Source organism: Roseobacter denitrificans OCh 114, from assembly GCF_000014045.1.
GTDB classification, from domain to species: Bacteria; Pseudomonadota; Alphaproteobacteria; order Rhodobacterales; family Rhodobacteraceae; genus Roseobacter; species Roseobacter denitrificans.
The window spans coordinates 264,766-287,948 of record NC_008209.1; the positions used below are offsets into that span (position 1 = coordinate 264,766).

Genomic DNA, 23,183 nt, shown 5'->3' on the forward strand with positions numbered 1-23,183 from the left:
TTGCAAATATACCGACGTAACGATTTTTTGGGGAACGGCATGATCGGAATCATCGGCATAATCACCGTATTTGCAATGGTCTTTGGCGGCTACCTGGCTGCCGGGGGCAAGATGGGTATCATCTTCAAGGCTCTACCATTCGAAATGACAATGATTGGTGGAGCGGCTGTCGGTGCGTTCCTCATCAGTAACGACATGTCAGCGATCAAGCACACGATGCGTGACCTCGGTCGCGTCTTCAAGGGGCCGAAGTGGTCCCATGAAGACTACAAGGATCTCCTATGCCTATTGTTCGAGCTGATACGGCTGGCGCGCCAAAATCCGGTCGCGATCGAAGAACACATTGAAGCGCCAGAAGAATCCTCAATTTTTTCAAAGTACGAGAAAATTCTAAAGGACAAGGAAGCAGTGGCCCTGATTTGTGACACCCTTCGCTCTGCGTCAATGAATTACGATGACCCGCATCAAGTGGAAGAAGTTCTCGAAAAACGTATGGAAGCAAACATGCACCATGCGATGCACTCCAGTCATGCTTTGCAAACGGTGGCCGACGGGCTTCCTGCTCTCGGTATTGTTGCTGCTGTTCTCGGAATCATTAAGACGATGGGCTCGATTGACCAACCGCCAGAGGTATTGGGTAAACTTATCGGTGGTGCTCTTGTTGGCACGTTCCTCGGGGTGTTCTTGGCATATGGCTTCGTAGGACCGTTTGCTGCGAAAGTAAAAAGCGTTACCGAAGAAGACGGTCACTTCTACCAGCTCATTAGGGAGGTCTTGGTCGCGAATTTGCATGCACATGCAACGAACATTTGTATTGAAGTCGGTCGCCAAAACACGCCATCGCACCATCGCCCGAGCTTTGCGGAGTTGGAAGAGGCACTGAAATCCGTCAAGCAGAACGCGGCATGAGAAAGCTCACACTTCTGATTTTTGTGGCGGTTCTATTTCCGCTACGATTGATGGCAGAGCCAATCGTAGTTCGCTCTGGCGAACACAACACATTTACGCGGCTGGTTATGCAACTACCCACAGATGTCGAGTGGAGTATTGCGCAAGCTGAGAAGAATCCCATTCTCAAGCTTGAAAACTACGACGGTGGCTTTGACTTGAGCGTTGCCTTTGAGATTATCCCACGCACGCGCCTGCAGGCTTTGGTCGCGAAAGCTTCGCAGTTGGAGCTGCAACTGGCGTGCAACTGCGTTGTTGATGCGTTCTTGGAACAAAACAGTTTTTTGGTCATTGATATCACGAATTCGGACCGACCTGTTTTGGAGGACGTTGTGGATGCTGGTAGTGAAACAGAGGCAATTAGCATCCCAGCATCAGGCTTTTCATACGGTGAATTGCTTTGGTCACAATCGGATCAACAGATCGCTCAGTCTTCAGAAAGTGTTGTGCAAGACGGATCAAGTGAGGCGGGCATTGTAACAGACGAACAGAGCCTTTCGATGGAGAGTGAGCTTGTTTCTGAAACTCAGGAAAGGCTGCTCGCAGCGTTTTCGTCTGCAGCGTCCAGGGGAATATTGACACCAAAGCCCGATGTTTCGATTTCTAACCCGCCAAGAAATGCGGAAACTCCACCTGCTGAAATATTCGACTCGTCGGAACAAATACCGATCATCGCCACACCGTTGGCTGGGAACATGAGGATATCAAACAGTAGTGACATACCAGAAAGCGGGCTAGAGCGAGACACAGTCGCTTCGAGCCCGGTATGCATGGATCCAGCTGTCGTTGACGTCGCATCCTGGGGTCATGAAGAAGACATGGGGAAGCAGATCGGCACATCGGTTCTTGGGCTATATGATCCGTCAGGTCGGTTAATGCCAGAAAAAGTACTGGCGCACGCGCGTTTGCAGCTTTACTTTGGCCTCGGGCAGGAAGCGAAACAGACCCTTGAAATGGCTCCGAGCCTGAAAGCCCAGTATCCAGAATTATTGGATATTGCTAGTGTTTTGGAGTTTGGACATGCTCAGAACCCGCGCAGTTTGCATCGCTTCGCGGACTGCGACTCTGACTTGGCACTGTGGGCTCTTTTGGCAGCGAGTGAGATCCCTCCAGACCAGACGGTGAACGCACTCGCGGCTTTGCGCGGCTTGGATAAATTGCCGAGCCATCTCAAATCGTTTCTTGCCCAAAAAGTAAGTGAGCGCTTGGCGGCACGCGGTGATGTAGCAAACGCAAGTATCGCGCTGCGAAGTTATCAAAGGCTGACTGACGGTGATGACGAACCAAGATTGGTGCATGCGGAGTTGGCCGACCTGCGAAATGAGGCTGCACAAGCAGAGGCAGTTATAAACGACATAGTGAATAGCGAAACTAGCGAAACAGCTGAAGCCATTATCGAACTTATCGACCGGCAAGTCGCCGCGCAAACGCCAGTAGAAGCTGACGTAGCTCTATTGGCAGAGACCTATGCGCTTGAACTGAGGAATTCCGAAAAAGGTCCAGTGATGCTTCGTGCATTTGTACTCGCTGCTGCAAGTTCAGGACAATACACAAAGGCGTTTGAGACGCTGGACACTCAAAACTCAGCGCTTGATGTCCAAACGAGAACTGAACTCACAAGTTTTGCTTTTACCGAACTGGCTGATGGTGCAACTGATATAGACTTTTTGGAAGCTTACTTTGATCTTTTCTCAGGCAAGAAAGACGACCTCAATCAGAAAGCAATAGTGGCAACTGCCCAAAGACTGTTTGATCTGGGTTTTCACACTGAAGCTGCTTCGGTGCTTCTCAATCGTCCTATCGAACCCTTGTCACCAGACGCAAGACTGCTGAAGTCCAGGCTCGCTCTTTTAGAAAACGACTATCAACAAAGCTATGACCTGATTAGTGACTTAAATGGAACCGATGCAGCATTGATCAAAGGGCAGGCGATGCAGGGTCTAGGAAAACCCGAGATTGCCGCTCAGTATTTTTCAGTGGCAGAAGCCGAAACAGATGCAAGAGATTCGGCATGGCTCTCTGACGATTGGAACAATTTGTTGACCGAAGACGATATGGTTTTTGGACAACTGCGTGCGATCGTAAATGAACCAACTGACCGGATACCGCAGAACAATGAAATGATTAACAATAGCAACCAAGCAATAGCCTCGAGTGCCAACGCAAGGCTCACGCTGGAAGGGCTTCTGACAGAGCTTGAGGTGCAAAATTGAAACAAAAGTCGCGAGGGTGAATAGCATTCCTACAACCAATCCATGGCTTCATTTCTGTTCCAAACTGAAGTTCCATCGACCTTACGAATAGTTCTTGATCTGCCCAGTTTTAGTAACGCTTCCAGTTTTCGCCTCATCCACCTTTCGTTTGAATGCGGCAAGGCTTTTCAATCTCAGTGCTGAGTGGCGACGATGTGGAGTTTAGAAGCCGGTGATGAATTCCAAGAGGGCCTCTCAGCGTGCCGCCTAGCTTTGTGTATCGGCGGCTCCATATCCTGCTGAAGCGCGAAGACGTATAATTGAACCACAAGAAGCCGTTCCTGTATCGGAAAGAACGGGTAGCAGTCCGTAAACAGGGCGGTTACAAGCATGCCTAGCGACGCGGCGTCTGATCTTGGCGCGAGAAACGACCGACCAACGCAGGTGCTCGGATTTCGTCTCGGACGCCCTGTTGAATGATCAGCGGTTCCACGTTCTGTGTATCATGGAGGATTGAACCCGCGAAGCTCAGGCGACAGTGGTGAACCGACACATATCCGGGCAACGGGTGACTCGGAAACTGGATGACCGGGTCAGGTGCGCAAGAGAGGCACGCGCCGCCCGATCGGCCTGCCAGAAACGATCCATCAGTGGTGGAGGCCGGGCTTCGTTTCAGACGCCTTCACACCCTCTCATCCTTTGCGACGCAAACGACTGCCTGGTAATGGATGGCCGGAAGTTCCGTGTTCTGGCCATCATAGACGATTGCAGCCGGGAGTGTTTGGTGCTTGTGCCCGACAGGTCACTGTCTGGCGCGCGGCAGACACGCGAGCTGGATCAGATCATTCAGCTGCGCGCAACTGGTACCAGTATGCTAAGGTGGATTGGCACTGCATCGCCGTTGGAAAACCGCCACAGAACGGGTTCGTCGAGAGCTTCTACGGCAGGATGCGGGATGATTTTCTGAACCAGCATTTGTTCTCGTCCCTCGCTGACGCACGGTCAGAGATCGCAAAGTGCAAAGACGACCACAACCAAAACCAGCCAACCCCACGCTAAACGCGTTCGCAGCCAAAACGAAGTTGCAAAAGCAGGCCGCATGAGGCCGGAAATCAAGACGCAGATGCGCCTAACGACTGGAAGAGAGTTAGGTCTCAGGTCAGCAGCAATAGGAAAATGTCGGAACACCGGCGTGTCACCCAGCGCAGCACTGTGCGACATGGCATTAGCCAACATCCGCTCCGGGCGATTGTTCTCACCTTCAAGCGCCCGCAACCTCTTCGTGTCAGACACGTTCATGCCGCCGATCGACCGAAGGAAACTTCCAGCTTGACTCTGGGGTCTTAAGGTCCGCTTCCTATTCTTTGATCGCCCCCTTTTGGCAGGTTCGTTTTAGAAGATGAAGCGCTCTTCGGTCGAACGTATCCTGCGATCCAAAAATGTCAGGAAAACGAGATAACGCAGCATCCATGAAACAGACGCACCTCCGTCAAAAAAACCGGATCAATCAGATGTATTTCAGGTTTTATTGTCTGCTCGAAGAGACCTAGTCTTGCAAAACTGCCATACTGTCGCTGTCCCAGCCGATCCAGATCGGGTCCGCACCAACGGCCTGCCCTGTTTCTGCATCCACAAAAGCACGCAGAACCGCACCCTCGGTCTCTTCAATGACCAGATCGAGCGCCATGCGGCTGCCGAGAAAAGTTTTGCCGACAACTTTGCCTTGCACGGCATTGGCTGCATTTGGGCGTGTCGTATGAAACCCCAGTTTCTCCAGCCGGACGGAGGCGGTTATCGCATCGCCCGTTTGTAAAGGCCCGGCGGGTGCCTGACCGCTCAGGGTGTGCCCGAACCAATCCATCACGATCCTGTCGCCGTCGCGCGCGCGCATCTGACCGGACAAGAGGTTCGTCTCTCCGATGAATTCGGCAACGAAGCGGGTTGCGGGGTGAAAATACAACTCTTCGGGTGTGCCGTCTTGCTCAACCCGACCCTTGTTCATCACCACGATGCGGTCGGACATGGTCAGCGCCTCTTCCTGATCATGGGTGACAAAGAAAAAGGTTTTATGCGTGCGTTGCTGGATCGATTTCAACTCCTGCTGAACCTGCCCGCGCAACTTGGCATCCAGCGCGCCCAGGGGTTCGTCCAACAGCAAAAGGGCCGGATCAGGCGCAAGCGCGCGGGCCAGCGCCACCCGCTGACGCTGCCCCCCCGACAGTTGGCCGGGATAGCGGTCGCCAAATCCATCCAGTTCGAGAAAAGCCATGATCTCGTCCTGACGGCGTTTGATGTTCGCCTTGTCCATACCCTTCAGTTCAAGCCCAAAGGAGATGTTCTGCCGGACGGTCATGTGGGGAAAAAGCGCATAGTCCTGAAACACCATGTTGACGTGGCGCTTTTCGGGCGGCTGCGTCGTGACGTCCTCACCATCCAGAATGACGCGGCCCTTGTCGGGTCGTTCAAACCCGCCAAGAATACGCAGCGTCGTCGACTTGCCACAGCCCGAGGGGCCCAGAAAGGTCACGAATTCGCCGCGCGCGATGTCCAGCGTCAGATTATCCAGCGCAACGGTATTGCCAAAGCTCTTGGAAATACCTTCGATACGGACAAGAGGGGGGGCGTCAGTCATGGGTTTGTATCCCTGTTCATGCGGCGGGTGAAGCGTTCTGCCCAGATGCCAATGGCAGCTGTCAGGACCAGCGCAACCGTTGCGATGGCGTTGATCTCGGGTGACATGCCCGACCTCAACATGGCGAAAATCAGAACGGGGAGCGTTGGTTCGTAGCCGCCCAAGAAGAACGACCGCACGAAATCATCAAAGCTGAGCAGCAGGCAAAAGATACTGGCCCCAAGGATCGCGGGGATCAGGTAAGGCACGGTGATGCGCAAAAAGGCGATGATCGGGTCCGCGCCCAGATCGCGCGCCGCCTCAATCTGGCTTTTGGGCAAGGTTGACAGCCGCGCCATGACAACCAGCACCACAAAGGGCACGTTATGCACCGCATGTGCCCAGATGATCGCGCCCATCCCCGGCTCGATTCCCAGCCAGCGGGCATAAATGCGAAAGGCGATGGCGGAGATGATACCGGGCACCAGTGCAGGCAGCAGCGTGAGGCCAAAGACCGCCGCCCGGCCAATAAACTTGCGCCCCTCCAGCAGCACCGCGATCCACGTGCCCACCACAACAGAGATCAGTGTCGACAAGATCGCAATTGTCACCGAATACCCCAGCGTCGAGAGCAATTCGGCATCCACAAAAACACCCATATACCAATCCAATGTCCAGGACCGGATGGGAAAACCGATAAACTTGCTGTCCTTGAACCCCATCAGGATCATCAGCAGCAGCGGCACGAAGACATAGAGCACAAAAGCCCAATAGATGCAGGACAACAGGATGCGATTGCCGCGTCTCATTTGGTGTCTCCCTTGCGCAACGCATACATCAGCTTTTGGAACACAGCCGTCAGCACGATCGCACCCGCAAACATGATTGTGGCAAAGGCAGCGCCCGTGGGCCATTCATCCCCCGCCACGTGGAAGAACCCCGCGATGGTCTGGGCAAAGACGGTGGTGGACGGCCCGCCCAACAGCACCGGCGTGGCGTAAAACCCGGTCGAGATCAGGAACACCAGCGTACAGCCCGACGATATTCCCTCAAGCGTCAGGGGCAATGTCACGCGACGAAAGCGGGTCCACGCCCCGGCACCAAGGTCAGCGGCGGCTTCGTTGTAGCTGTCGGGCAGTTTTTCCAGCGCGGAATAAAGCGGCAAAAGCATATAGAGCGCAGTCAGGTAAACGATGCCGACCCCCATGGAAAAACTGGTGTACATGAAAGGGATGGGCCGGTCGATCAGGCCAAACCATTGCAGCACCAGATTGACCGCTCCGGTATTGCCCAAGAGGATCATGATCGCATAGGTGCGCACGATCTCCCCCACCCAGAACGGAATAAGGAGCAACAATAACAATAACATCCGGTTCTTGCGGCTGACGTGACGCGCAAGGAAATAGGCCACCGGATAGGTCAGGATCAGCGTGCAAAAGGTAAAAACCGCCGCAAAGCTCAGCGTGCGAAAGAAGGGTTGCCAGAAAATCTGATCGCCAAAAAAGCGCGCATAATTGTCCAGTGTGAAGCTCTGTTCCACGCCGGGGGCGACGGGATAGGCATCCATCAGGCTGACGCGCAGCATCTGCACCATGGGGCCTAAATGCTGGGTCAAGACCCAAAGGATTGGAAAAGCCGCCAGAATGAGGAACTGCCGCCGGGGCGATGCGGTGGCGATGCCCATCACCGTGCGATACGCTGTCCAGCCGGAAAGACGCCCCCAGAACGTGCGGTCGGCCCCGTTTTGCGGGATGCTGCCTTGGGCCGCGGCCTCGTTGCGCATGGACAGGCTCCTTTGGTGGAAAAGCTCAAAGGCCCCGCCCGCCGCAAATGGGCGCGCGGGGCGGTATTACAAAAGGATCAGGCGGCTTTGATCGCTTCGACGGCCGGATCAACCAGTTCGTATTTCATCTTGTTGGCCTCGGCGCGGAAGAACTGCAATCTGGCCAGTTCCTCATCCGGGAAAGCGGTGGATTTCTTTTCCAGATCCGTCAGGTAGTTGGACGCATCCTTGTAGGTCGAGATAAAGCCAGATGCCCTTGTCATCGCCGCGCCAATCTCGGGCGAGGCGAGGATGGCGTTGATGAACGTATAGGCGTTGTCCACATTCGGCGCGTTGTTGGCGATGTTGTAGGTATAGACAAAGCCATAGGACCCTTCCTCGGGAATGGTCATGGCCAGCGGGAAGCCATCGTTGATCAAGGCCGCCGCAGGGCCGTTCCAGCTATGACCAAGCGCGATGTCCTGATTGACGAACATCTGCTGAATTTCGGCACCGCTGTCATAGTATTTGCGCACCAGCGGTTTATGCTCGATCAGGAATTGCTTGGCCTCCTCGACGATGGCGGCGGCTTTTTCCGGATCGTCCATATAAGCGACCATATTGCCGTCATAGCCCATCTTGAGCATGATGATCGACATCATATCCTGAATGATATAGGCGGTTTGGCCCTTGAACTTTTCGGAGAACAGCGCGTCCCAGCTTGTGACTTCCTCAGGGCTCACCAGCTCGGTGTTGTAGGACAGAACTTCCATGCCCGACAGGATCGGCGCACCCCATTTGTTTCCATTGATCGTCGCCCAGTCACTTTCGGAGAACGTCGGGTTGATGTTGCCCCAATTCGCCAGACGGTCGGTATCCAGCGGTGCCAGCAATTCGCTGTCAATGAACTGCAGGAAGCGGTGCCCGGCAACCGTCATGATATCGACGGTCGGGTTCGGGGCTTCGGCGGCCAGCAAGTTGAACTGCTTGCCCTGATCGTCCACGAGGCGCACGTTCACCTTGATGCCGGTTTCAGCCTCGAACTGATCCTTGAAGGCGGCGGGCACAAAATCGTTATAGGTCCAGATGTTGACCTCCCCGCCCGAAGCGGAGGCACGGCGCAGATACGCCGGGCTGGCAAGCGCCACACCCGTCATCGCAGCAGTGCCCAGAAAGCGGCGGCGGTCGTAAATCAGTTTCGTCATGTGTCATGTCTCCTTGTTGGGTGAAGTGATTTCCGCATCGTTTTTTATTGTGGCACCGATGGTGCCGTCCCGAGCAGGCCGGTACGGGCGGCCTGCGTCAGGTCATCAAGGGTAAAGTTCTCCAGCTCCAGTGCTGCCAAAAGCGCATTCTCCTTGCTGAAATCACGGCCATACATGGCGGAAAATATCGCGATCCCTGCTTCGTGCAACGGTGCGGGTGTCCCTGCAAGCTGGCCCAGAACAGCAGTCAGTTGCAAGCCATAGGGCACATCTTCGGTCACATATCGACTGTCGGCGGTGGCAGGTCCGGTGCCGCCATTGCCCTGCGCGTGCATCTGCTGGTTCATCTCGGATATCGAGGCCACAGGCACATGAAAACTCAGATGGAAGTGCTCGAATATGGTCTTGACCTGCAACCCCAGCGCCTCGGCAATGGCAAGCCGTTCCAGATCAAGCTGCTCCAGTAACCGCCCTATGGTCGGGGTCACATTCTGGCCCTGGCTCCATGTCTCGCCCCGCTCCATCCGGGTGATGTTGCCAAGGGCGATGCCCATGTGGTTTTGCGGGTTGAGGTTGGACAGGGAAATCGCCAGCAACCCGTCACGCGGCTGGAACCGGTCGCCGAAAAGCCGTTTGCACGCATCAAGGGCGCGATCCGACTGCGTGTCAGGCACGGTGCAGAGGTCAACGCGTTTGCGCACGGTATTGACCTGCACGGCACTGCCGGTCTGCCGCCTGCCGGTCACGACCGTCGTCCCCCAAGCGGTGATGGGCGCTTTGATGCCGCGCGCCGCCAGCAGTTGCATCAGATAGACCGCCCCGAGGGATGCATGGGAGGAGATGATGACATGCTGCCCATCGCGGATATGCGGCACCAGCGCGTCCATGACCGCCTTGTGCCCATAAGCCGGCAGGGCCAGCAGCAGAATATCGTTGTCCCGCGCCAGTTCCGCGGCAGAACCCGCGATGCGCGGTTCGAACGTGGCCTCAATTGCGCCCGAAGCCCGCAGTGGTGCAGATTTCAGCGCCTCGGTCCCGGCACCGGAAGGGGACCAGAGCATCGGGTCGTGCCCTTGCTGGTGCAACAATGCAGCGGTGCCAAAGGCAACCGAACCTGCCCCGGCGATCCCTATGCGTACCGCATCGCTCATGCGTCCTCCGTTTTGCGCACAGGATCACCGAGCACATGCATCAACCGGTTGGCCCAGCCAAAAAGAGCCGCCGACAGGATCAGATCAAGGATTTCCGCATCCGACAAACCCACCTGCCGCAACGCTTCCATATCCGCCGCGCCGGCGGTGGGCGGTGCCTCTGCCGACTTGCGGGCGAAGTCGAATATCGCCCGGTCTCGGGGATTCAGATCGGCCTTTTCGCCCGCGGCGAACAGGGCATCCGTTGTCGTCGTGTCTTTTTCGATCTTGGCATGACGATCCGCATGCACCGCCGCACAATAGATGCAGCGGTTGACCATGGATGCCGCCAGCGCGCCCAACTCGCGCTCCGAGCGCGACAGCCCGCCAGCGTCATACATGATCGCGTTGAACAAAGGCGAACGCACCTTGAGGCTTTCCACATCATGCGCCAGCGTCAGCACGTAATCCGAGACCTTGGTATTTGACGGTGTGACCTGAAGCGCCTCAAGCTGTTCCGGCGTGGCCTCGGCCAGTTTGACCGGCGTCAGGCGCGGCTGCCAATGGGGCACGTTGCGGGTGAATTTATGAATGACACGGGCCATCACGCGGCCCCCTGCATCAGACGCAACCCGGCGATGAGGCGGGTTTGATAGGCCAGAAACGCCACCAGTTCGCAAAGCCGCACGATATCCGCATCCTCAACGCCCGCCGCCTGCAGGCCGGACACATCCTCAGCCGCAATATCGCGGGTCTGATTGGCCACCTTGTCGATAAAGGCCAGAACGGCGGACAATCCCTGCGCCGCCCCGGTTTCAGTCGGATCAGCCAGCGCCGCCTTGTCCCCTGCCCTTGCAAGGTAGTGGGACGCCAGCACGTCATCCTGCGCCAGCCTTGCGACCCGCGCGGCCAATGCCGCCCGCAGATTGTGGCCAAAAGCACCGCTGTCGCGCGGACGTAAAACCGCATCCTCGGCGGCCTGCGTCATTTCGATGATGTTGTGCCGACCGCTGATCGCTTTGGCAGTCTTGCCATCGACCTCAACACCCGCCACGCGCAGGCTGGTCGTCTCGAATATGCTCATGCAACGCGCCCTTTTTGCGGCTCCGGCTGGATTTCAAGGGGGGTCGCCTCCCACTCGTCGCCTCTGAGTTCGGGCGTGTCATAGGCCTGCATGCCCTCCCAATGCGCCTCGATATCCTCGGCATATAACTCTGCCGCCACGGCGCGCGACAACCACGCCGCGCCCTCGCTAATACCGGGAATATCCCCGCTGACCTTGCCCAGACTGGCAGATGCCCCGTAGTTGAAGCAATAGACGTTGGCGAGCCACGGTGCCGTGCCGGGCTGTTTTTCGCGAAACGTAAAATCCGGGTTCAGATAGGGGAACCGGCCAAGGTCACCGGACTGTTCATCCTCCGGCGGGGTGTAGACGTCCTGCCACAGCAGGATGTCACCCGCCGTTTTGCCAAATTCGCGCCGCGCCATGGGGTCGATCACGAAACCGGTGCCCAGAATGACGAAGTCCGCCTCGTAAAAGGTGCCATCGGCGAAATGAATGATCGCTCCGTCGCCCTGTGGGTCGACCCGGGTCGTGGCCTTGCCGAAGTGGAAATAAGCGTTGTCATGGCGACTGACCCGCAGGGTTGAGCCATGCGGCGGCGGGGTCTGGGTTGCAAAGCTGTACTGCATAAAGCGCCAACGCCATTCATCGGGCAGATCGGCAAACCCCGCTGTGAACCCAAAACTACCAATGCCCATCATCTTGTTGATCGTGGGCATTTCCTTGCGGCGGATCAGGTGGCGCACTTCGGCGGCCCCATGCTCCAACGCTTCGGCGGCATTGTCCACGGCAGAGGCCCCGACACCGATGACCGCAACCCGTTTACCCGCAAGCCGGGTAAAGTCGATTTCATCTGCACTATGCGCCCAGAGATGGCCCGGCAGGTTTTTGATGAAGTCAGGGATATTCGGCCCCCCCGTTCCATCCCGTCCCGTCGCAAAGATCAGCTTGCGGGTCAGGATCGTCGGTGTTTCGGCCCCCGTGACGGTGAGGCGCAGCAAATCGCCCTCTGGCTCCACATGATCAACCGAGATGCCGTTTTCCACCGGAACCTCCAGCACGGTGCGATACCATTGCAGGTATTCCATCCACATCGGGCGCGGGATTTTATCCAGCGCCTCCCATGCCGCAGCCCCGAATTGCGCGCGATACCACGCCTGAAACGTCAAGGCGCCATGCCCGAACGCAGGGCCGGTCAGCATCTTGGGCGAGCGCAGCGTTTCCATCCGCGCATAGCTCAGCCACGGACCCTCACGCCCGGTCTCTGCCCGGTCAAGAACACGCACATTCCGGATGCCGCCCGTCGCCAGCCCAAACCACGCGACCATGCCGCACATGCCGCCCCCGATGATGACAACATCGGTGACGCCCTCACGTTTTGGCACCCAAGCTTTGCCCGGATAGCACAAAAACGCCAGATCTTCCTTGAGACGACCCTCAAGCGCGGGCAAGCCCATGCCATCAATGGGCGCGAAATCCTGAACCGTCATAACCCTCTTCCTGCAAAAACCCTGTTATTTCAGCATCAAATCGACCGCTCTGTCCAGATCGGATGCAATTCGTCGATGCGAAAAGCATGTATGTGGCGGTGCTGCGCGCCTGAAGCGGGCACCTGCTCAAGATGCGGATGATCGTCCGGCAATTCCGGGTGACAATGCGCCAGATCCACGGGATCATCAGCAGGCCAGACTCTCAGCGCAACCAACACCAGAACGGTCGATAATGATGCCAGAGACAATAGCGCCGTTTCAAGCGACAGCAAGCTGCCCAACCACCCGGCGAGGGGGTAAGCGACCAGCCATCCGGCATGGCTGGCCGAAAACTGCGCCGCAAAGACCGACGCCCTGTCTTTTTGAGCCGCTGACCGGGTGATCACCAATCCGCCCGGCGTCAGCACAAGCGACGAGGCCACGCCAAAAGCGACCCAGACCGCACCCAGATAGGGCATGGGCACCGCAGGCAAAACTGCAAAGAGCGCACCGACAGCGGCAAAACCCAACGCCCCGATGATCATCGCACTGCGTTCGCTCATGCGGGTTAGCAGCTTCGGCACGATCACGGCCCCCAAAGCGGCCCCCGCGCCGTAACACGCCATCAGGATCGGAAAATAATGTTCGGAATCGCCCAGCCGCGCACCCGCATAGACCACCGAGTTGACCAGCACCCATGCCATGGACAGGGAGAGAGACAGGTTCAACAGGAACAACCCCCGCAGACGCGGCGTGCGGCGATATATCCAAAACCCATGGCCGACGCGTTTCAGGAACGGTCCCTCGCGCGCAGCGTCCCGAAACTGCGGCAGGCGCGCCAGCAACAGCGCCAGTACAGAACCCGCAAAAGCAAGCGCTGCGGCGTAAAACAGGGACTCGCCCGTTACAATCTTGAGCATGGCAGCCGCAATCACAGGGCTCATCACCGCTTCCATCGTGTAGGCAACCCGTGACCATGCAAGGGCTTTGGTATAGGTCGCCTCCTCGGGCAGGATGTCCGGGATGACCGATTGAAACAGCGGCGTGAACCCGGCGGAAAGCACGAAAAAGCCAAAGGCCAGCAGGGCAACAAGCCAGGGCTGCGAAACAAAAGCCATGGGCAGCAGCAACAGCATGCGCCCCACGTCCAGGGACACCATGGCGCGCTTGCGCGACACGCCTGACAGCAGGGTTTCCGCAAGTGGCGCGAGCAAGACATAGGCCACCATCTTCAGCGCCAGCAGCAGCCCCAGAATTTGTCCGCCCGCAGCCGCGCCGCCGATCCGAAACGCCGCAAGCGACAAAGCGACCGTAAGCAATCCGACCCCGATCAGGGAACAGATCTGCGCGGTGAATAGGCGACGAAACGTCGGGCTGGACAACGGACTGCTCAAGACATGAAATCCCCTTGGATGCAGGGCCCAGCATAGAAGTTACCGTTGTGCGATCAACATGATAGTGGCGGCGCAGGTGTCCCGCAGCCCCACTGGATCAGGTGCGCAATGCGCAGCATTTGACCGGCAGTCCCTTGATCTTGCTCAAGTACGGCGGGTTCCAATCGTGTAGATTGCGTTCATGACACAGGAACACGGACACAGCCCGACAGAAGTCGCCCGACGCCTTTCAGCCGGTCAGCGCGCGGGGCATCTCAAGGATATGATCTACGGCGGCATCGATGGGGCGGTCACGACCTTTGCCATCGTCGCTGGCGTCGCAGGGGCAGGCCTGTCGCACCACATTATCGTAGCTCTGGGTGTGGCGAACATCATCGCTGACGGCTTTTCAATGGCGGCCAGCAACTATTCGGGCACCAAGGCGGAACTTGACGACCGGAAACGCATTATTCAGGTCGAAGAGCGCCATATCGAACAGCACCCGGATGGCGAACTGGAAGAATTGCGCCAGATTTTGCAGATGCGCGGCCTGTCGGGCGACGTGCTTGAAGAAGCGACAACCGCCATTTCCCAAAGCAAGACAAACTGGATTGATATGATGCTGACAGACGAATACGGCCTGTCGCGTGTTGAACCGGAACCGATGAAAGCAGCACTGGCAACATTCGCGGCCTTCCTCGTGGCGGGCAGCATCCCCCTGATCCCTTTTTTGCTGAACCTTGATGACGCCTTTTCGATCTCGATTTTTGCGACGTTGCTGACGTTCTTTCTGATTGGCACCGGAAAAAGCAGGTGGTCCTTGTCCAAATGGTGGAAATCAGGTTTTGAGACACTGTTGATAGGCGGCGTCGCAGCATTGCTCGCCTTCTCCGTCGGGAGCCTTTTTCACCCCGGATGACGCCTGGTTATCCGTGGCTTAGCGGCACATGTCCTTGATGCCGGTCGCGATTGCACTGTCCGCAGCGACCGTATCCGCGACCAGCGTTTGCGCGACCGCCATCAGATCATCCGGTGCAACGATCCGGTCGATCAATCCAAACGCCAGCGCCTCATCCGCCGCGATCTTTTGACCGCCCATCAGGATCAGCTTGGCCCGCGACGGCCCGATCAGGGCAGCCAGCCGACCCGGATCGCTCGGTTGCGGTAAAAACCCCAGTTTCATCACAGGATAAAAAAAATTCGCACCCGGCACGGCAATGCGCAGATCACAGGCCAGCGCCATTCCAAAGGCACCACCGGCCAGCGTTCCGTTCAGCGCCGCCACCGATAACCCCGGCAGGCTTGCCACGGCCTGCGATACCTCCTCCCACAGCGGCGATGTGGCCAGTCCGGCGCGCGCCGCTTCCAGATCGGCCCCCGCACTGAATACCTTGCCGCTGCCCGATAGGATCACGGCGCGGGCTGCCTGTGCGGCGCGCATCGTGTCCCTCAGGTCGACCAACATCTGTTCGGTCAGGGAATTCGCCTTTTCCGGGCGGTTCAGGGTGACGGTCCAGATATCGCCCGTGCGATCAACATCGATCATGTCAAACCGACCTTCCGGCGGATGTCCTCGTCGCGCAGCGATATTTCGCGCCCACACCATTCGTCCGCCTCCGGGCTGCACATCCACAACAGGGCCCGGGCGGGCCAGTCGGCAGGGATATGCACTTCCCACTCCAGTTGGCTGATCGGGTTTATGCCGCTCGATTTGATCTCGCGCTGCATTTGCGTGGCGACTGTGCCGGGCGACAGGCCCATGGCGCGGATACCGTGCTGCGATTCCTCATGATCGAGACAACGGGTCAGCATATGCGCCCCGGCTTTCGAGGTGCAGTAGTGGCTCCAGGCTTCGACCGGCCCATGCGCGGCACCCGAACTGATGGTGATGATGGTCCCGCCGCCTGCGGGCTTCATCACTTGCAAGGCCGCATGCATGCCGTTGAAAACACCCTTCAGGTTCACATCAACGACGTCAGCCCAGGCATCCGGCTCAGCCTCGGCCAGATGAGAAATCGGTTCAATCACCCCCGCATTGTTGATCAGCACATCGAGACTGCCGAACATTTCTTGCGTCGCGGCGACGGCTTTGGCCATGTCACTATAGCGTGCAACATTACAGGGAATGGCAACTGCCCGCTCCCCAATTTCACCGGCCAGATCCGCAATCTGTTGCTGACTGCGTGCCAAAAGGGCGACATTGGCCCCCGCTTGCGCGAAAACACGGGCCGCTTCGGCACCAATCCCGCGACTCGCCCCCGTGATCATCACCGTTTTTCCTGTCATATTCATGTTACCGCACCTCCGCTCAGGTTGTTATTGCTGTGGTAAACCCCCAACTGTTAAGCGTCCAGCCCATCGGCTCTTGACCATCGCAGGACGTTGGCAGACCATGTGCGCTTAACCGTGTAAAAAGGATCGTTTTATGCCCCGTATCACGCGCCATTTCATGGCGAGCACTGCCCTTGTTCTGATCGCACCCGCCGCTTTTGCAGAGCTTTCGGCAGATGACGTCTGGAGCGATTGGAAAACCTATATCAGCGGCCTTGGGTATTCCGTGACCGGTCAGGAAGCGCGCGCGGGCGATGTGTTGACCGTCACCGGTGTGGCGATCACAAGCGGTGATGCAAGCCTTGGCGGTGGCCGCATTTCAATGGATCGGATTGTGCTGACGGAACGTGACGATGGCACGGTGACGGTTGCCCTGCCCACGGTGATGCCATTTGAGATGGCGACCCCGAACGACACCGGCAGTACCACCCGCGTTTCTGCGGACTACCGACAAACCGGCCTGAGCATCGTGGCGTCAGGCACCCCGAATGACCTGCAGTATGAGTATTCAGCGCAGACGATTTCACTGGAATCAACTGGTTTTGAAGTGAATGGGCAGGTTTTGCCCGCGCAGAGCAATGCGTTTGTGATCACTTTGGATGATATCTCGGGCACCACCGATATGGTGCTGGATGCCCATCGGCGATACACGCAGGATCTGGAAATTGGCGCGGCGCGCTACGCGCTCAAGGCAACCGATGCCGCCTCTGGCGGTAGCAGCGACATGTCTGGGCAGATGCAGTCCCTGACATTTGATGGGCAAAGCACCCTGCCCCTGCGCGCGGTTGATACAAACGACCTCGAAGCGATGCTGGCCGCCGGGTTCACGGCGGGAGGGACATTTGGGTTTGCCGCAAACGCGCTGACCCTGAACGTCACATCTCCGACCGGGCCGTCGGATGCATCGGTGATCGGTCAGTCAGGTCGCATCGGGGTGACACTGGGTCAGGACGGGCTCACCTATGATGTGGCCCAGGACGACATGCAGGTGGAAATGACCTCGCCTCAGTTCCCGCTGCCGATCAATTTCAACGTGGCCCAGACAGCGATGAATATCGCGATGCCCATTCGCAAATCCGAGGCACCGGACGATTTTGCATTGGGCTTTACGCTTGATGGCTTCACCATGTCCGACATGCTCTGGGGGCTTTTTGATCCCGGTGGGCAACTGCCCCGTGACCCTGCAACCATCGCGCTTGATCTGGCCGGGAAAGCGCGTCTGATGTTCAATTTTCTCGACCCGTCAGTGGCCGCTGAGATCGACCCCGGCACGGCACCGGCCGAAATCGACAAGCTCGACATAAACCGTGTGCAGATCACAGTCGCTGGCGCTGAATTGGTCGGCAACGGCGCGTTCGAGTTCGACAATAGCGCGGAGGGTGCACCCAAGCCTGCGGGCGCGGTTGATCTGACTCTGACGGGTGCGAATGGGTTGATCGACAAACTCGTGGCGGGCGGCTTGTTGCCCGAGGAACAGGCCATGGGCGCGCGCATGATGATGGGCTTGCTTGCCGTGCCCGGCAACGCACCGGATACGCTCAACTCAAAGATCGAAATCAACGATCAGGGCCATGTGATGGCAAACGGGCAGCGCATCCAGTAACCGCGGCGACGCAGTTTTTGAGCGCAGCCCTTGCAGAGGGGGAGCGAGGCCGCTACCTCAACCCCACCTCTAACGGAGCATATGATGACGCAGGCCCTCAGCGATCTGAACGAACAACTCTTGCAGGCCGCCCGGCGCGCGGGGGCTGATGATGCCGATGCGATGGCCGTTCGGGGTACGTCCCTTGGCATCGAAGTGCGTCACGGCGCGCTGGAACAGGCTGAACGTTCGGAAGGTATAGACATCGGTCTGCGCGTCTTTCTGGGCCGGCGCAGCGCGATTGTCTCAGCCTCTGACACACGTTCTGATACGCTTAAAGATATGGCCGAGCGGGCCGTTGCCATGGCAAAAGAAGCCCCCGAAGACCCCTGCGCCGGGCTTGCCAACGCCGATCAGATCACCCAAGGCTACCACATCGCCGCCTTGGAATTATACGACCCCACACCGGAACCATCGCCCGCCGCGCTGCAAGAGGACGCAGCCCGCGCCGAGGCCGCAGCCCTTGGCAACCCGCAGGTCAGTCAGGTGCAATCCGCCTCCGCCGGGTATTCATCGCGCGAGGTACATTTTGCGGCCACCAATGGATTTCGGGGGGGCTATGCGCGCACCGACCGCGGGTTGTCCTGCGTCGCGATCTGCGGCACCGGCACCGAGATGGAGCGCGATTACGACAGCGACAGCCGGATTTTTCAATCGGACCTGCGCAGCCCCGAAGACATCGGCACCCGTGCCGCGGCGCGTGCCGTCGAACGCGCAGGTGCTCGCAAACCGCCCACCGGCAGCTATCCGGTCCTGTTTGACGAGCGTGTTTCCTCAACGCTGATCGGTCACTTGCTGATGGCGGCAAATGGGTCCTCCGTGGCGCGGGGTGCGTCCTGGCTGCGTGACGCAAAAGGCGAGCAGGTTCTGCCATCAGGCATCAGTCTGCATGAGCTGCCTCACAGGCCGCGCACCTCCGGCTCCCGCCCCTTTGATGCCGAAGGATTGCCAACCAAGGCGCGTGACATCGTGGCAGATGGTGTGCTGACCGGCTGGACCATGGACCTTGCAACGGCGCGCAAACTGGGCATGTCCTCGACAGGGAACGCCGCGCGCAGTGCCTCTTCGGGGCCAAGCCCGACATCATGGAACGTCACCCTCACCCAAGGGGATCAAAGCCGCGCAGACCTGATTGCTGACATGGGTACGGGCCTGCTCGTCACTTCGATGATCGGGTCGACGATCAATTCCAACACCGGGGATTATTCCCGTGGGGCCGCAGGCATCTGGATCGAAAATGGTGAGATGACATATGCGGTCAACGAATGCACGATTGCGGGCAACCTGCGGGACATGCTGCTGAACATTGTCCCCGCAAACGACGCGCGCGCGCATCTGAGCCGGGTCGTGCCCTCGCTTCTTGTACCGGGGATGACACTTGCAGGCGTCTGACCTTGATCTGATCACGGACGCAATCGTCATGGCGGGCCGGGTTGCGACCAGCTTCACCGGCCAGAGCACGCAAAGCTGGGACAAGCCCGGCGGTGCAGGCCCCGTGACCGAAGCCGATCTGGCCGTGAACACCTATCTCGAAACCGTGTTGCGGCTGGCCCGGCCAGACTACGGATGGCTGTCTGAGGAAAGCGAGGACACCGGCGATCGTCTGTCGCGTGATACGGTGTTCATCATCGATCCGATAGACGGCACCCGCAGTTTCGTGGATGGCTCGAGCACATGGGCCCATTCGGTCGCCATATCGCACAAGGGCCGCATCACCGCAGGGGCCGTCTATTTGCCGCTGCGCGGATTGCTGTACACGGCGGCGCGCGGAAAGGGTGCGATGCTGAACGGTGCGCCGATCACCGTTTCCGCGAAAGATGATCTTGAAAACGCGGACGTATTGGCCGCCAAACCCATGATTGCGCCGGATCATTGGCCGAACGGGGTGCCCGGTTTCAACCGATCACACCGCCCCTCGCTGGCCTATCGACTGGCGCTGGTTGGGCAGGGACGTTTCGATGCCATGCTGACGTTTCGGCCCACCTGGGAATGGGACGTTGCGGCAGGCTCCCTGATCGTGGAGGAAGCCCAAGGGACATCCACGGACAAAGGCGGCAAGCCGCTGCTTTTCAACAATCGCGACCCACGGCTCAACGGTATGGTGGCGTCAGGCAAGCCGTTGCACTATAGCCTGATGCAAGCGCTCGCGCGCGAGGGCGGGAGCGGCGCTTGACCCTGACGGGTGGATCGGCAACGCTGTTCTCACTCGCTTTTTGTTTTGAGGACTGCTTGCATGGCACAAAGGTTACATCTCGTGTTTGGCGGTGAATTGGTTGATCCCGGCAAAAACACCTTCAAGAACGTTGATGATCTGCACATCGTCGGCATTTTCCCGGATTACGCCAGCGCCTTTGACGCCTGGAAAGCGGAGGCGCAACGCACGGTGGACAATGCGCATATGCGCTATTTCATCGCGCATATTCACCGGTTGCGTGACGAGGAAACCGCCGCTTCTTCCACGGAAGAACTGGAGTAATTCACCATGGCCCGTTCCATCGGGCTGACGGCCTATCGTGCTCTGTCCAAACGTTCAACCGAGCGGGCGTACAAGCCGCGTGGAAAACGGCCGCGTGGTACGCTGGTTTGGATACACGCGGGTGAGCCGCAGAACATGCTGGCGGTTCAGGATCTCGCACAGCGGTTGTGTAACACGCGCTTTGGGGTGCATGTTCTGATCACGCTGCCTGACCCCGCATCCTACGAGGAAACCCTGCAAAGCTGGGTGCCCCACGATCTGATCCAGATTGAACAGGTCCCGAGTGAACACCCGCATGCGGTCACATCCTTTTGGCGGCACTGGATGCCGGAGGTTGCGATCTGGGCATGGGGTGGTCTGCGGCCAAATCTGGTGGACCAGGTGCATCAGTCCGGATGCCCGATCGCATTGATTGATGCGGATGCGGCCGGGTTTGACGGCAAGCGCGAGCGATGGCTGCCGGAACTGTCGCGCCAATTGCTCGAACCCTTTGTCGCCATCATGGTCCGCTCAAACGCCGCTGTCCAGAAATTGCAAACACTGGGGATCGAGAGTGCGCGGATCGACAGAAAACCCCCCTTGCAGGCGGGTGGAAATGCGTTGGCTTGCCGCGACTCGGATCTGGCGGATTTGACCGAAACCCTGCGCGGTCGACCCGTGTGGCTGGCCAATAACATTCAGGAAGAAGAATTGCCCGTCATCCTGCAAGCCCATCGCCAGTCGCTCAGACTGTCGCACCGTTTGCTGCTGGTGCTGCACCCGGCCCATGGGGGGCTGTCCGATGGTTTTGCCGAGAAAATCGCAACGGATGACCTGCGGCATGCGGATTGGACCGCAGGAGAGGACCCGGATGACGCCAGCCAGGTTTTACTGACCGAAGATCACGGCGATCTTGGTCTGTTTTACCGCGTCGCACCTGTGACCTTCATGGGCAGTTCCCTCGTTTCGGGCTATAGCGGGCGCAATCCGTTCGAAGCGGCCGCGCTTGGGTCAGCGGTTCTGTATGGCCCGCATGTCAGCCGCTTCATGCCGTTTTATTCACGGCTGGCCAAGGCGGGCGCGGCGCGCATCGTTAAGGATGTCGAAACACTGGGTGCCGCTGTCACCCAACTCATAGCGCCTGATCAGGCCGCTGCCATGGCGCACGCAGGCTGGGATGTCGTCAGCGAAGGTGCAGATGTGACGGACCGCGTCATTGATTTGGTGCAGGCCGCACTGGACGGGGAATTGGAGACCGCACATGCGCGCGCCTGACTTCTGGTATACGCCCCCGCAGGCGCCCGCTTTGCTGGCCCGGCTCCTGCAACCGTTTGGCAAAATCTATGGCATGGCGACGGCCCGGCGGCTCGCGAAAGGCACCCCCGTGAAACTGGATGTGCCCGTGATATGCGTCGGCAACCTGAACGCAGGCGGAACCGGGAAAACGCCGACGGTCATTGCCGTTCTGACGACGCTGATGGATATGTTAGAAACGCCCCATGTGGTGACCCGTGGCTATGGCGGTTCGCTCAAAGGCCCGGTTCGGGTTGATCCATCGAAACATACGGCCAAACAGGTCGGGGATGAACCTTTGCTGCTCGCCGCCTTTGCCGAAGTCTGGGTTGCGCGTGATCGTGCCGCAGGCTGCGCCGCTGCCGCGCAAGGCGGGGCCAGTGTAGTCGTGCTGGATGATGGGTTTCAAAACCCGTCCGTCCACAAGGATTTCAGCCTGATCGTCGTGGATGCCGAAAAGGGGTTTGGCAACGGACGATGCCTGCCGGCCGGCCCCCTGCGCGAACCGGTGGATATAGGCCTGAAACGCGCGGATGCCTTGCTGTCTGTCGGGGCGGCTGAGGCACAGGCTCGGTTTGATAGCAGCACCCTGCCCACCGATCTGCCGCATATCCGGGGCGCATTGACGCCGCTGCAAACGGGTATGGACTGGTCTGATATGCGTGCAATTGCTTTTGCGGGTATCGCGCATCCGGAAAAGTTCTTTGCGACCCTGCGCGCCTTGGGTGCCAATGTGGTACACAGTGAGCCGCTGGATGATCACCAACCGCTGAGCACGGCACTAATGAGCCGCCTCGAAGCAGATGCCAAAAGGCAGAACGCCCAACTGGTGACAACCGAAAAAGACGCCGCGCGCCTGCCGAACAGTTTCCGCACCAAAGTGATAACACTGCCCGTTCGTCTCAGCTTTGACGGTCAGGAAAACGCGCTGGCAGACTTGTTGCGACCCGTTGTTAAATCCTGATCGGGCCAGCGTCACCGCCAGCCCAAGCAAATTCGTGAGTACCTGAAATCGCCGCGCCCCGGATCATTCCGCCGCGGCGTCGATCAGTTCGGCCATTTCGGCATAGGACATGTTGCTGTAGCGCTGCCCATTGATCAGAAAGCTGGGTGTGCTTTCGATCCCGTCGGCTGTGGCATTTTCCTGATACCAGGCCACAAGGGTTTGCGCCTTTTCACCGTTTTGCAGGCAGGCTTCCATGGTGTCGCGATCCAGACCCGCCAGCAGGCCGACCTTACGCAACTCATCAACGATGGCCGCAGGATCACCGGCGCGCGACCATTCGGACTGTTTTTGATAGATCAGATCGCTCATCCCAAAGAACGATTCCGGCGTGCCGGCACAGCGCGCGATCATTGACGCCCAGAGGCCGTAGCGGTCAAAATACACCTCCCGGTAGACAAAGTTGATCTTGCCCGTGTCGATGTAATCTGCCTTGAGTTGCTTGAACGGCCCCTCATGGAAGCGCGCGCAATGCGGGCAGGTGTAGCTTGCGTATTCGATCACGGTAACCGGCGCATCAGGGTTGCCAAGCGTCATATCCATAATCGAAGACGTATCAATATCAGCCGCCTCCTGCGCGTTTGCAGCCCCCAGAGGGTTTGCAGGCGTCACCGGATTTGTCCCCGGCGATGTTACGAAATAGGCCCCAAGGCCGATGACTGCGACGGCAGCCGAAATAATCATCATACGCGACATGGCGTTTCCC

21 protein-coding genes and 1 pseudogene are annotated in these 23,183 nt (G+C 58.4%); 10 read left to right on the forward strand and 12 right to left on the reverse strand.

Annotated features, from left to right (window positions below):
* Window positions 1–39: 39 nt before the first annotated feature.
* The 3 genes and pseudogenes from motA to RD1_RS21235 form a co-directional block, all read left to right on the forward strand.
* The gene (gene motA / locus RD1_RS01270) at window positions 40–909 is read left to right on the forward strand and encodes a flagellar motor stator protein MotA (RefSeq protein WP_011566620.1); all 870 of its coding nucleotides are present in this window, start codon (window positions 40–42) and stop codon (window positions 907–909) included.
* Window positions 906–3,161, forward strand: coding sequence for a hypothetical protein (locus RD1_RS01275; RefSeq protein ID WP_011566621.1), 2,256 nt, complete (start codon window positions 906–908; stop codon window positions 3,159–3,161). The genes motA and RD1_RS01275 overlap by 4 nt, the downstream gene beginning before the upstream one ends.
* Before the next feature lie 700 nt (window positions 3,162–3,861).
* A pseudogene (locus RD1_RS21235) lies at window positions 3,862–4,130 on the forward strand (integrase core domain-containing protein); the annotation flags it as partial.
* A 556-nt stretch (window positions 4,131–4,686) separates the two neighbouring features.
* Here the strand turns inward: RD1_RS21235 and RD1_RS01285 are convergent.
* The 9 genes from RD1_RS01285 to RD1_RS01325 form a co-directional block, all read right to left on the reverse strand.
* A complete protein-coding gene (locus RD1_RS01285) occupies window positions 4,687–5,772 on the reverse strand; it encodes an ABC transporter ATP-binding protein (protein ID WP_011566624.1) in 1,086 nt (361 codons plus the stop codon).
* Window positions 5,769–6,560: an ABC transporter permease gene (locus RD1_RS01290; protein WP_011566625.1), complete on the reverse strand. Its 792-nt coding sequence runs from the start codon at window positions 6,558–6,560 to the stop codon at window positions 5,769–5,771. Before RD1_RS01290 ends, RD1_RS01285 begins: the two co-directional genes overlap by 4 nt.
* Window positions 6,557–7,534 (reverse strand): ABC transporter permease, encoded by a 978-nt coding sequence (locus tag RD1_RS01295; RefSeq protein ID WP_011566626.1) that lies wholly within the window; start codon window positions 7,532–7,534, stop codon window positions 6,557–6,559. Before RD1_RS01295 ends, RD1_RS01290 begins: the two co-directional genes overlap by 4 nt.
* A 77-nt stretch (window positions 7,535–7,611) precedes the next feature.
* Window positions 7,612–8,718, reverse strand: a complete 1,107-nt coding sequence (locus RD1_RS01300; protein ID WP_011566627.1) for an ABC transporter substrate-binding protein — start codon at window positions 8,716–8,718, stop codon at window positions 7,612–7,614.
* A gap of 44 nt (window positions 8,719–8,762) precedes the next feature.
* Window positions 8,763–9,869 carry an NAD/NADP octopine/nopaline dehydrogenase family protein gene (locus RD1_RS01305; protein ID WP_011566628.1) on the reverse strand — a complete coding sequence of 369 codons (1,107 nt, stop codon included), beginning with the start codon at window positions 9,867–9,869 and terminating at the stop codon, window positions 8,763–8,765.
* Window positions 9,866–10,453 carry a peroxidase-related enzyme gene (locus RD1_RS01310; RefSeq protein ID WP_011566629.1) on the reverse strand — a complete coding sequence of 196 codons (588 nt, stop codon included), beginning with the start codon at window positions 10,451–10,453 and terminating at the stop codon, window positions 9,866–9,868. Before RD1_RS01310 ends, RD1_RS01305 begins: the two co-directional genes overlap by 4 nt.
* The gene (locus RD1_RS01315; protein ID WP_011566630.1) at window positions 10,453–10,932 is read right to left on the reverse strand and encodes a hypothetical protein; all 480 of its coding nucleotides are present in this window, start codon (window positions 10,930–10,932) and stop codon (window positions 10,453–10,455) included. The genes RD1_RS01310 and RD1_RS01315 overlap by 1 nt, the downstream gene beginning before the upstream one ends.
* Window positions 10,929–12,401, reverse strand: a complete 1,473-nt coding sequence (locus tag RD1_RS01320; protein WP_044032868.1) for an NAD(P)-binding domain-containing protein — start codon at window positions 12,399–12,401, stop codon at window positions 10,929–10,931. Before RD1_RS01320 ends, RD1_RS01315 begins: the two co-directional genes overlap by 4 nt.
* A 35-nt stretch (window positions 12,402–12,436) precedes the next feature.
* Window positions 12,437–13,774, reverse strand: a complete 1,338-nt coding sequence (locus RD1_RS01325; protein ID WP_011566632.1) for an MFS transporter — start codon at window positions 13,772–13,774, stop codon at window positions 12,437–12,439.
* Window positions 13,775–13,955: 181 nt separating this feature from the next.
* Here RD1_RS01325 and RD1_RS01330 point away from each other — a divergent pair, with 181 nt between their 5' ends.
* Window positions 13,956–14,672 (forward strand): VIT1/CCC1 transporter family protein, encoded by a 717-nt coding sequence (locus RD1_RS01330; RefSeq protein WP_011566633.1) that lies wholly within the window; start codon window positions 13,956–13,958, stop codon window positions 14,670–14,672.
* A gap of 18 nt (window positions 14,673–14,690) precedes the next feature.
* Here RD1_RS01330 and RD1_RS01335 read toward each other — a convergent pair whose 3' ends face one another.
* A complete protein-coding gene (locus RD1_RS01335; protein ID WP_011566634.1) occupies window positions 14,691–15,299 on the reverse strand; it encodes an enoyl-CoA hydratase/isomerase family protein in 609 nt (202 codons plus the stop codon).
* Window positions 15,296–16,045 (reverse strand): SDR family oxidoreductase, encoded by a 750-nt coding sequence (locus tag RD1_RS01340; protein WP_011566635.1) that lies wholly within the window; start codon window positions 16,043–16,045, stop codon window positions 15,296–15,298. Before RD1_RS01340 ends, RD1_RS01335 begins: the two co-directional genes overlap by 4 nt.
* A gap of 133 nt (window positions 16,046–16,178) precedes the next feature.
* On the opposite strand from RD1_RS01340, the gene RD1_RS01345 reads away from it, so the two are divergent.
* The 6 genes from RD1_RS01345 to lpxK all read left to right on the forward strand — a co-directional run bounded on the left by RD1_RS01345 (window position 16,179) and on the right by lpxK (window position 22,438).
* Entirely contained in the window at window positions 16,179–17,687 is a 1,509-nt protein-coding gene (locus tag RD1_RS01345; RefSeq protein WP_011566636.1) for a DUF2125 domain-containing protein, read from the forward strand.
* Window positions 17,688–17,771: 84 nt separating this feature from the next.
* On the forward strand, window positions 17,772–19,118 hold the full coding sequence (locus RD1_RS01350; protein ID WP_044032869.1) for a TldD/PmbA family protein: 1,347 nt from the start codon (window positions 17,772–17,774) through the stop codon (window positions 19,116–19,118).
* Window positions 19,105–19,899 (forward strand): 3'(2'),5'-bisphosphate nucleotidase CysQ, encoded by a 795-nt coding sequence (locus RD1_RS01355; protein ID WP_011566638.1) that lies wholly within the window; start codon window positions 19,105–19,107, stop codon window positions 19,897–19,899. The genes RD1_RS01350 and RD1_RS01355 overlap by 14 nt, the downstream gene beginning before the upstream one ends.
* Before the next feature lie 60 nt (window positions 19,900–19,959).
* On the forward strand, window positions 19,960–20,202 hold the full coding sequence (locus RD1_RS01360) for a DUF4170 domain-containing protein (RefSeq protein WP_044032870.1): 243 nt from the start codon (window positions 19,960–19,962) through the stop codon (window positions 20,200–20,202).
* A 6-nt stretch (window positions 20,203–20,208) separates the two neighbouring features.
* Window positions 20,209–21,456, forward strand: coding sequence for a 3-deoxy-D-manno-octulosonic acid transferase (locus RD1_RS01365; protein ID WP_011566640.1), 1,248 nt, complete (start codon window positions 20,209–20,211; stop codon window positions 21,454–21,456).
* Complete coding sequence (gene lpxK / locus RD1_RS01370; RefSeq protein WP_011566641.1) at window positions 21,443–22,438, forward strand: tetraacyldisaccharide 4'-kinase; 996 nt, start codon at window positions 21,443–21,445, stop codon at window positions 22,436–22,438. Before RD1_RS01365 ends, lpxK begins: the two co-directional genes overlap by 14 nt.
* 63 nt (window positions 22,439–22,501) lie before the next feature.
* Here lpxK and RD1_RS01375 read toward each other — a convergent pair whose 3' ends face one another.
* The gene (locus RD1_RS01375; protein ID WP_011566642.1) at window positions 22,502–23,173 is read right to left on the reverse strand and encodes a DsbA family protein; all 672 of its coding nucleotides are present in this window, start codon (window positions 23,171–23,173) and stop codon (window positions 22,502–22,504) included.
* Between the last annotated feature and the right edge of the window lie 10 nt (window positions 23,174–23,183).

Coding starts and splice junctions, on each gene's coding strand:
- motA (WP_011566620.1), top strand. CDS start 40: ATGATCGGAATCATCGGCATAATCACCGTATTTGCAATGGTCTTTGGC.
- RD1_RS01275 (WP_011566621.1), top strand. CDS start 906: ATGAGAAAGCTCACACTTCTGATTTTTGTGGCGGTTCTATTTCCGCTA.
- RD1_RS01285 (WP_011566624.1), bottom strand. CDS start 5,772: ATGACTGACGCCCCCCCTCTTGTCCGTATCGAAGGTATTTCCAAGAGC.
- RD1_RS01290 (WP_011566625.1), bottom strand. CDS start 6,560: ATGAGACGCGGCAATCGCATCCTGTTGTCCTGCATCTATTGGGCTTTT.
- RD1_RS01295 (WP_011566626.1), bottom strand. CDS start 7,534: ATGCGCAACGAGGCCGCGGCCCAAGGCAGCATCCCGCAAAACGGGGCC.
- RD1_RS01300 (WP_011566627.1), bottom strand. CDS start 8,718: ATGACGAAACTGATTTACGACCGCCGCCGCTTTCTGGGCACTGCTGCG.
- RD1_RS01305 (WP_011566628.1), bottom strand. CDS start 9,869: ATGAGCGATGCGGTACGCATAGGGATCGCCGGGGCAGGTTCGGTTGCC.
- RD1_RS01310 (WP_011566629.1), bottom strand. CDS start 10,453: ATGGCCCGTGTCATTCATAAATTCACCCGCAACGTGCCCCATTGGCAG.
- RD1_RS01315 (WP_011566630.1), bottom strand. CDS start 10,932: ATGAGCATATTCGAGACGACCAGCCTGCGCGTGGCGGGTGTTGAGGTC.
- RD1_RS01320 (WP_044032868.1), bottom strand. CDS start 12,401: ATGACGGTTCAGGATTTCGCGCCCATTGATGGCATGGGCTTGCCCGCG.
- RD1_RS01330 (WP_011566633.1), top strand. CDS start 13,956: ATGACACAGGAACACGGACACAGCCCGACAGAAGTCGCCCGACGCCTT.
- RD1_RS01335 (WP_011566634.1), bottom strand. CDS start 15,299: ATGATCGATGTTGATCGCACGGGCGATATCTGGACCGTCACCCTGAAC.
- RD1_RS01340 (WP_011566635.1), bottom strand. CDS start 16,045: ATGAATATGACAGGAAAAACGGTGATGATCACGGGGGCGAGTCGCGGG.
- RD1_RS01345 (WP_011566636.1), top strand. CDS start 16,179: ATGCCCCGTATCACGCGCCATTTCATGGCGAGCACTGCCCTTGTTCTG.
- RD1_RS01350 (WP_044032869.1), top strand. CDS start 17,772: ATGACGCAGGCCCTCAGCGATCTGAACGAACAACTCTTGCAGGCCGCC.
- RD1_RS01360 (WP_044032870.1), top strand. CDS start 19,960: ATGGCACAAAGGTTACATCTCGTGTTTGGCGGTGAATTGGTTGATCCC.
- RD1_RS01365 (WP_011566640.1), top strand. CDS start 20,209: ATGGCCCGTTCCATCGGGCTGACGGCCTATCGTGCTCTGTCCAAACGT.
- lpxK (WP_011566641.1), top strand. CDS start 21,443: ATGCGCGCGCCTGACTTCTGGTATACGCCCCCGCAGGCGCCCGCTTTG.
- RD1_RS01375 (WP_011566642.1), bottom strand. CDS start 23,173: ATGTCGCGTATGATGATTATTTCGGCTGCCGTCGCAGTCATCGGCCTT.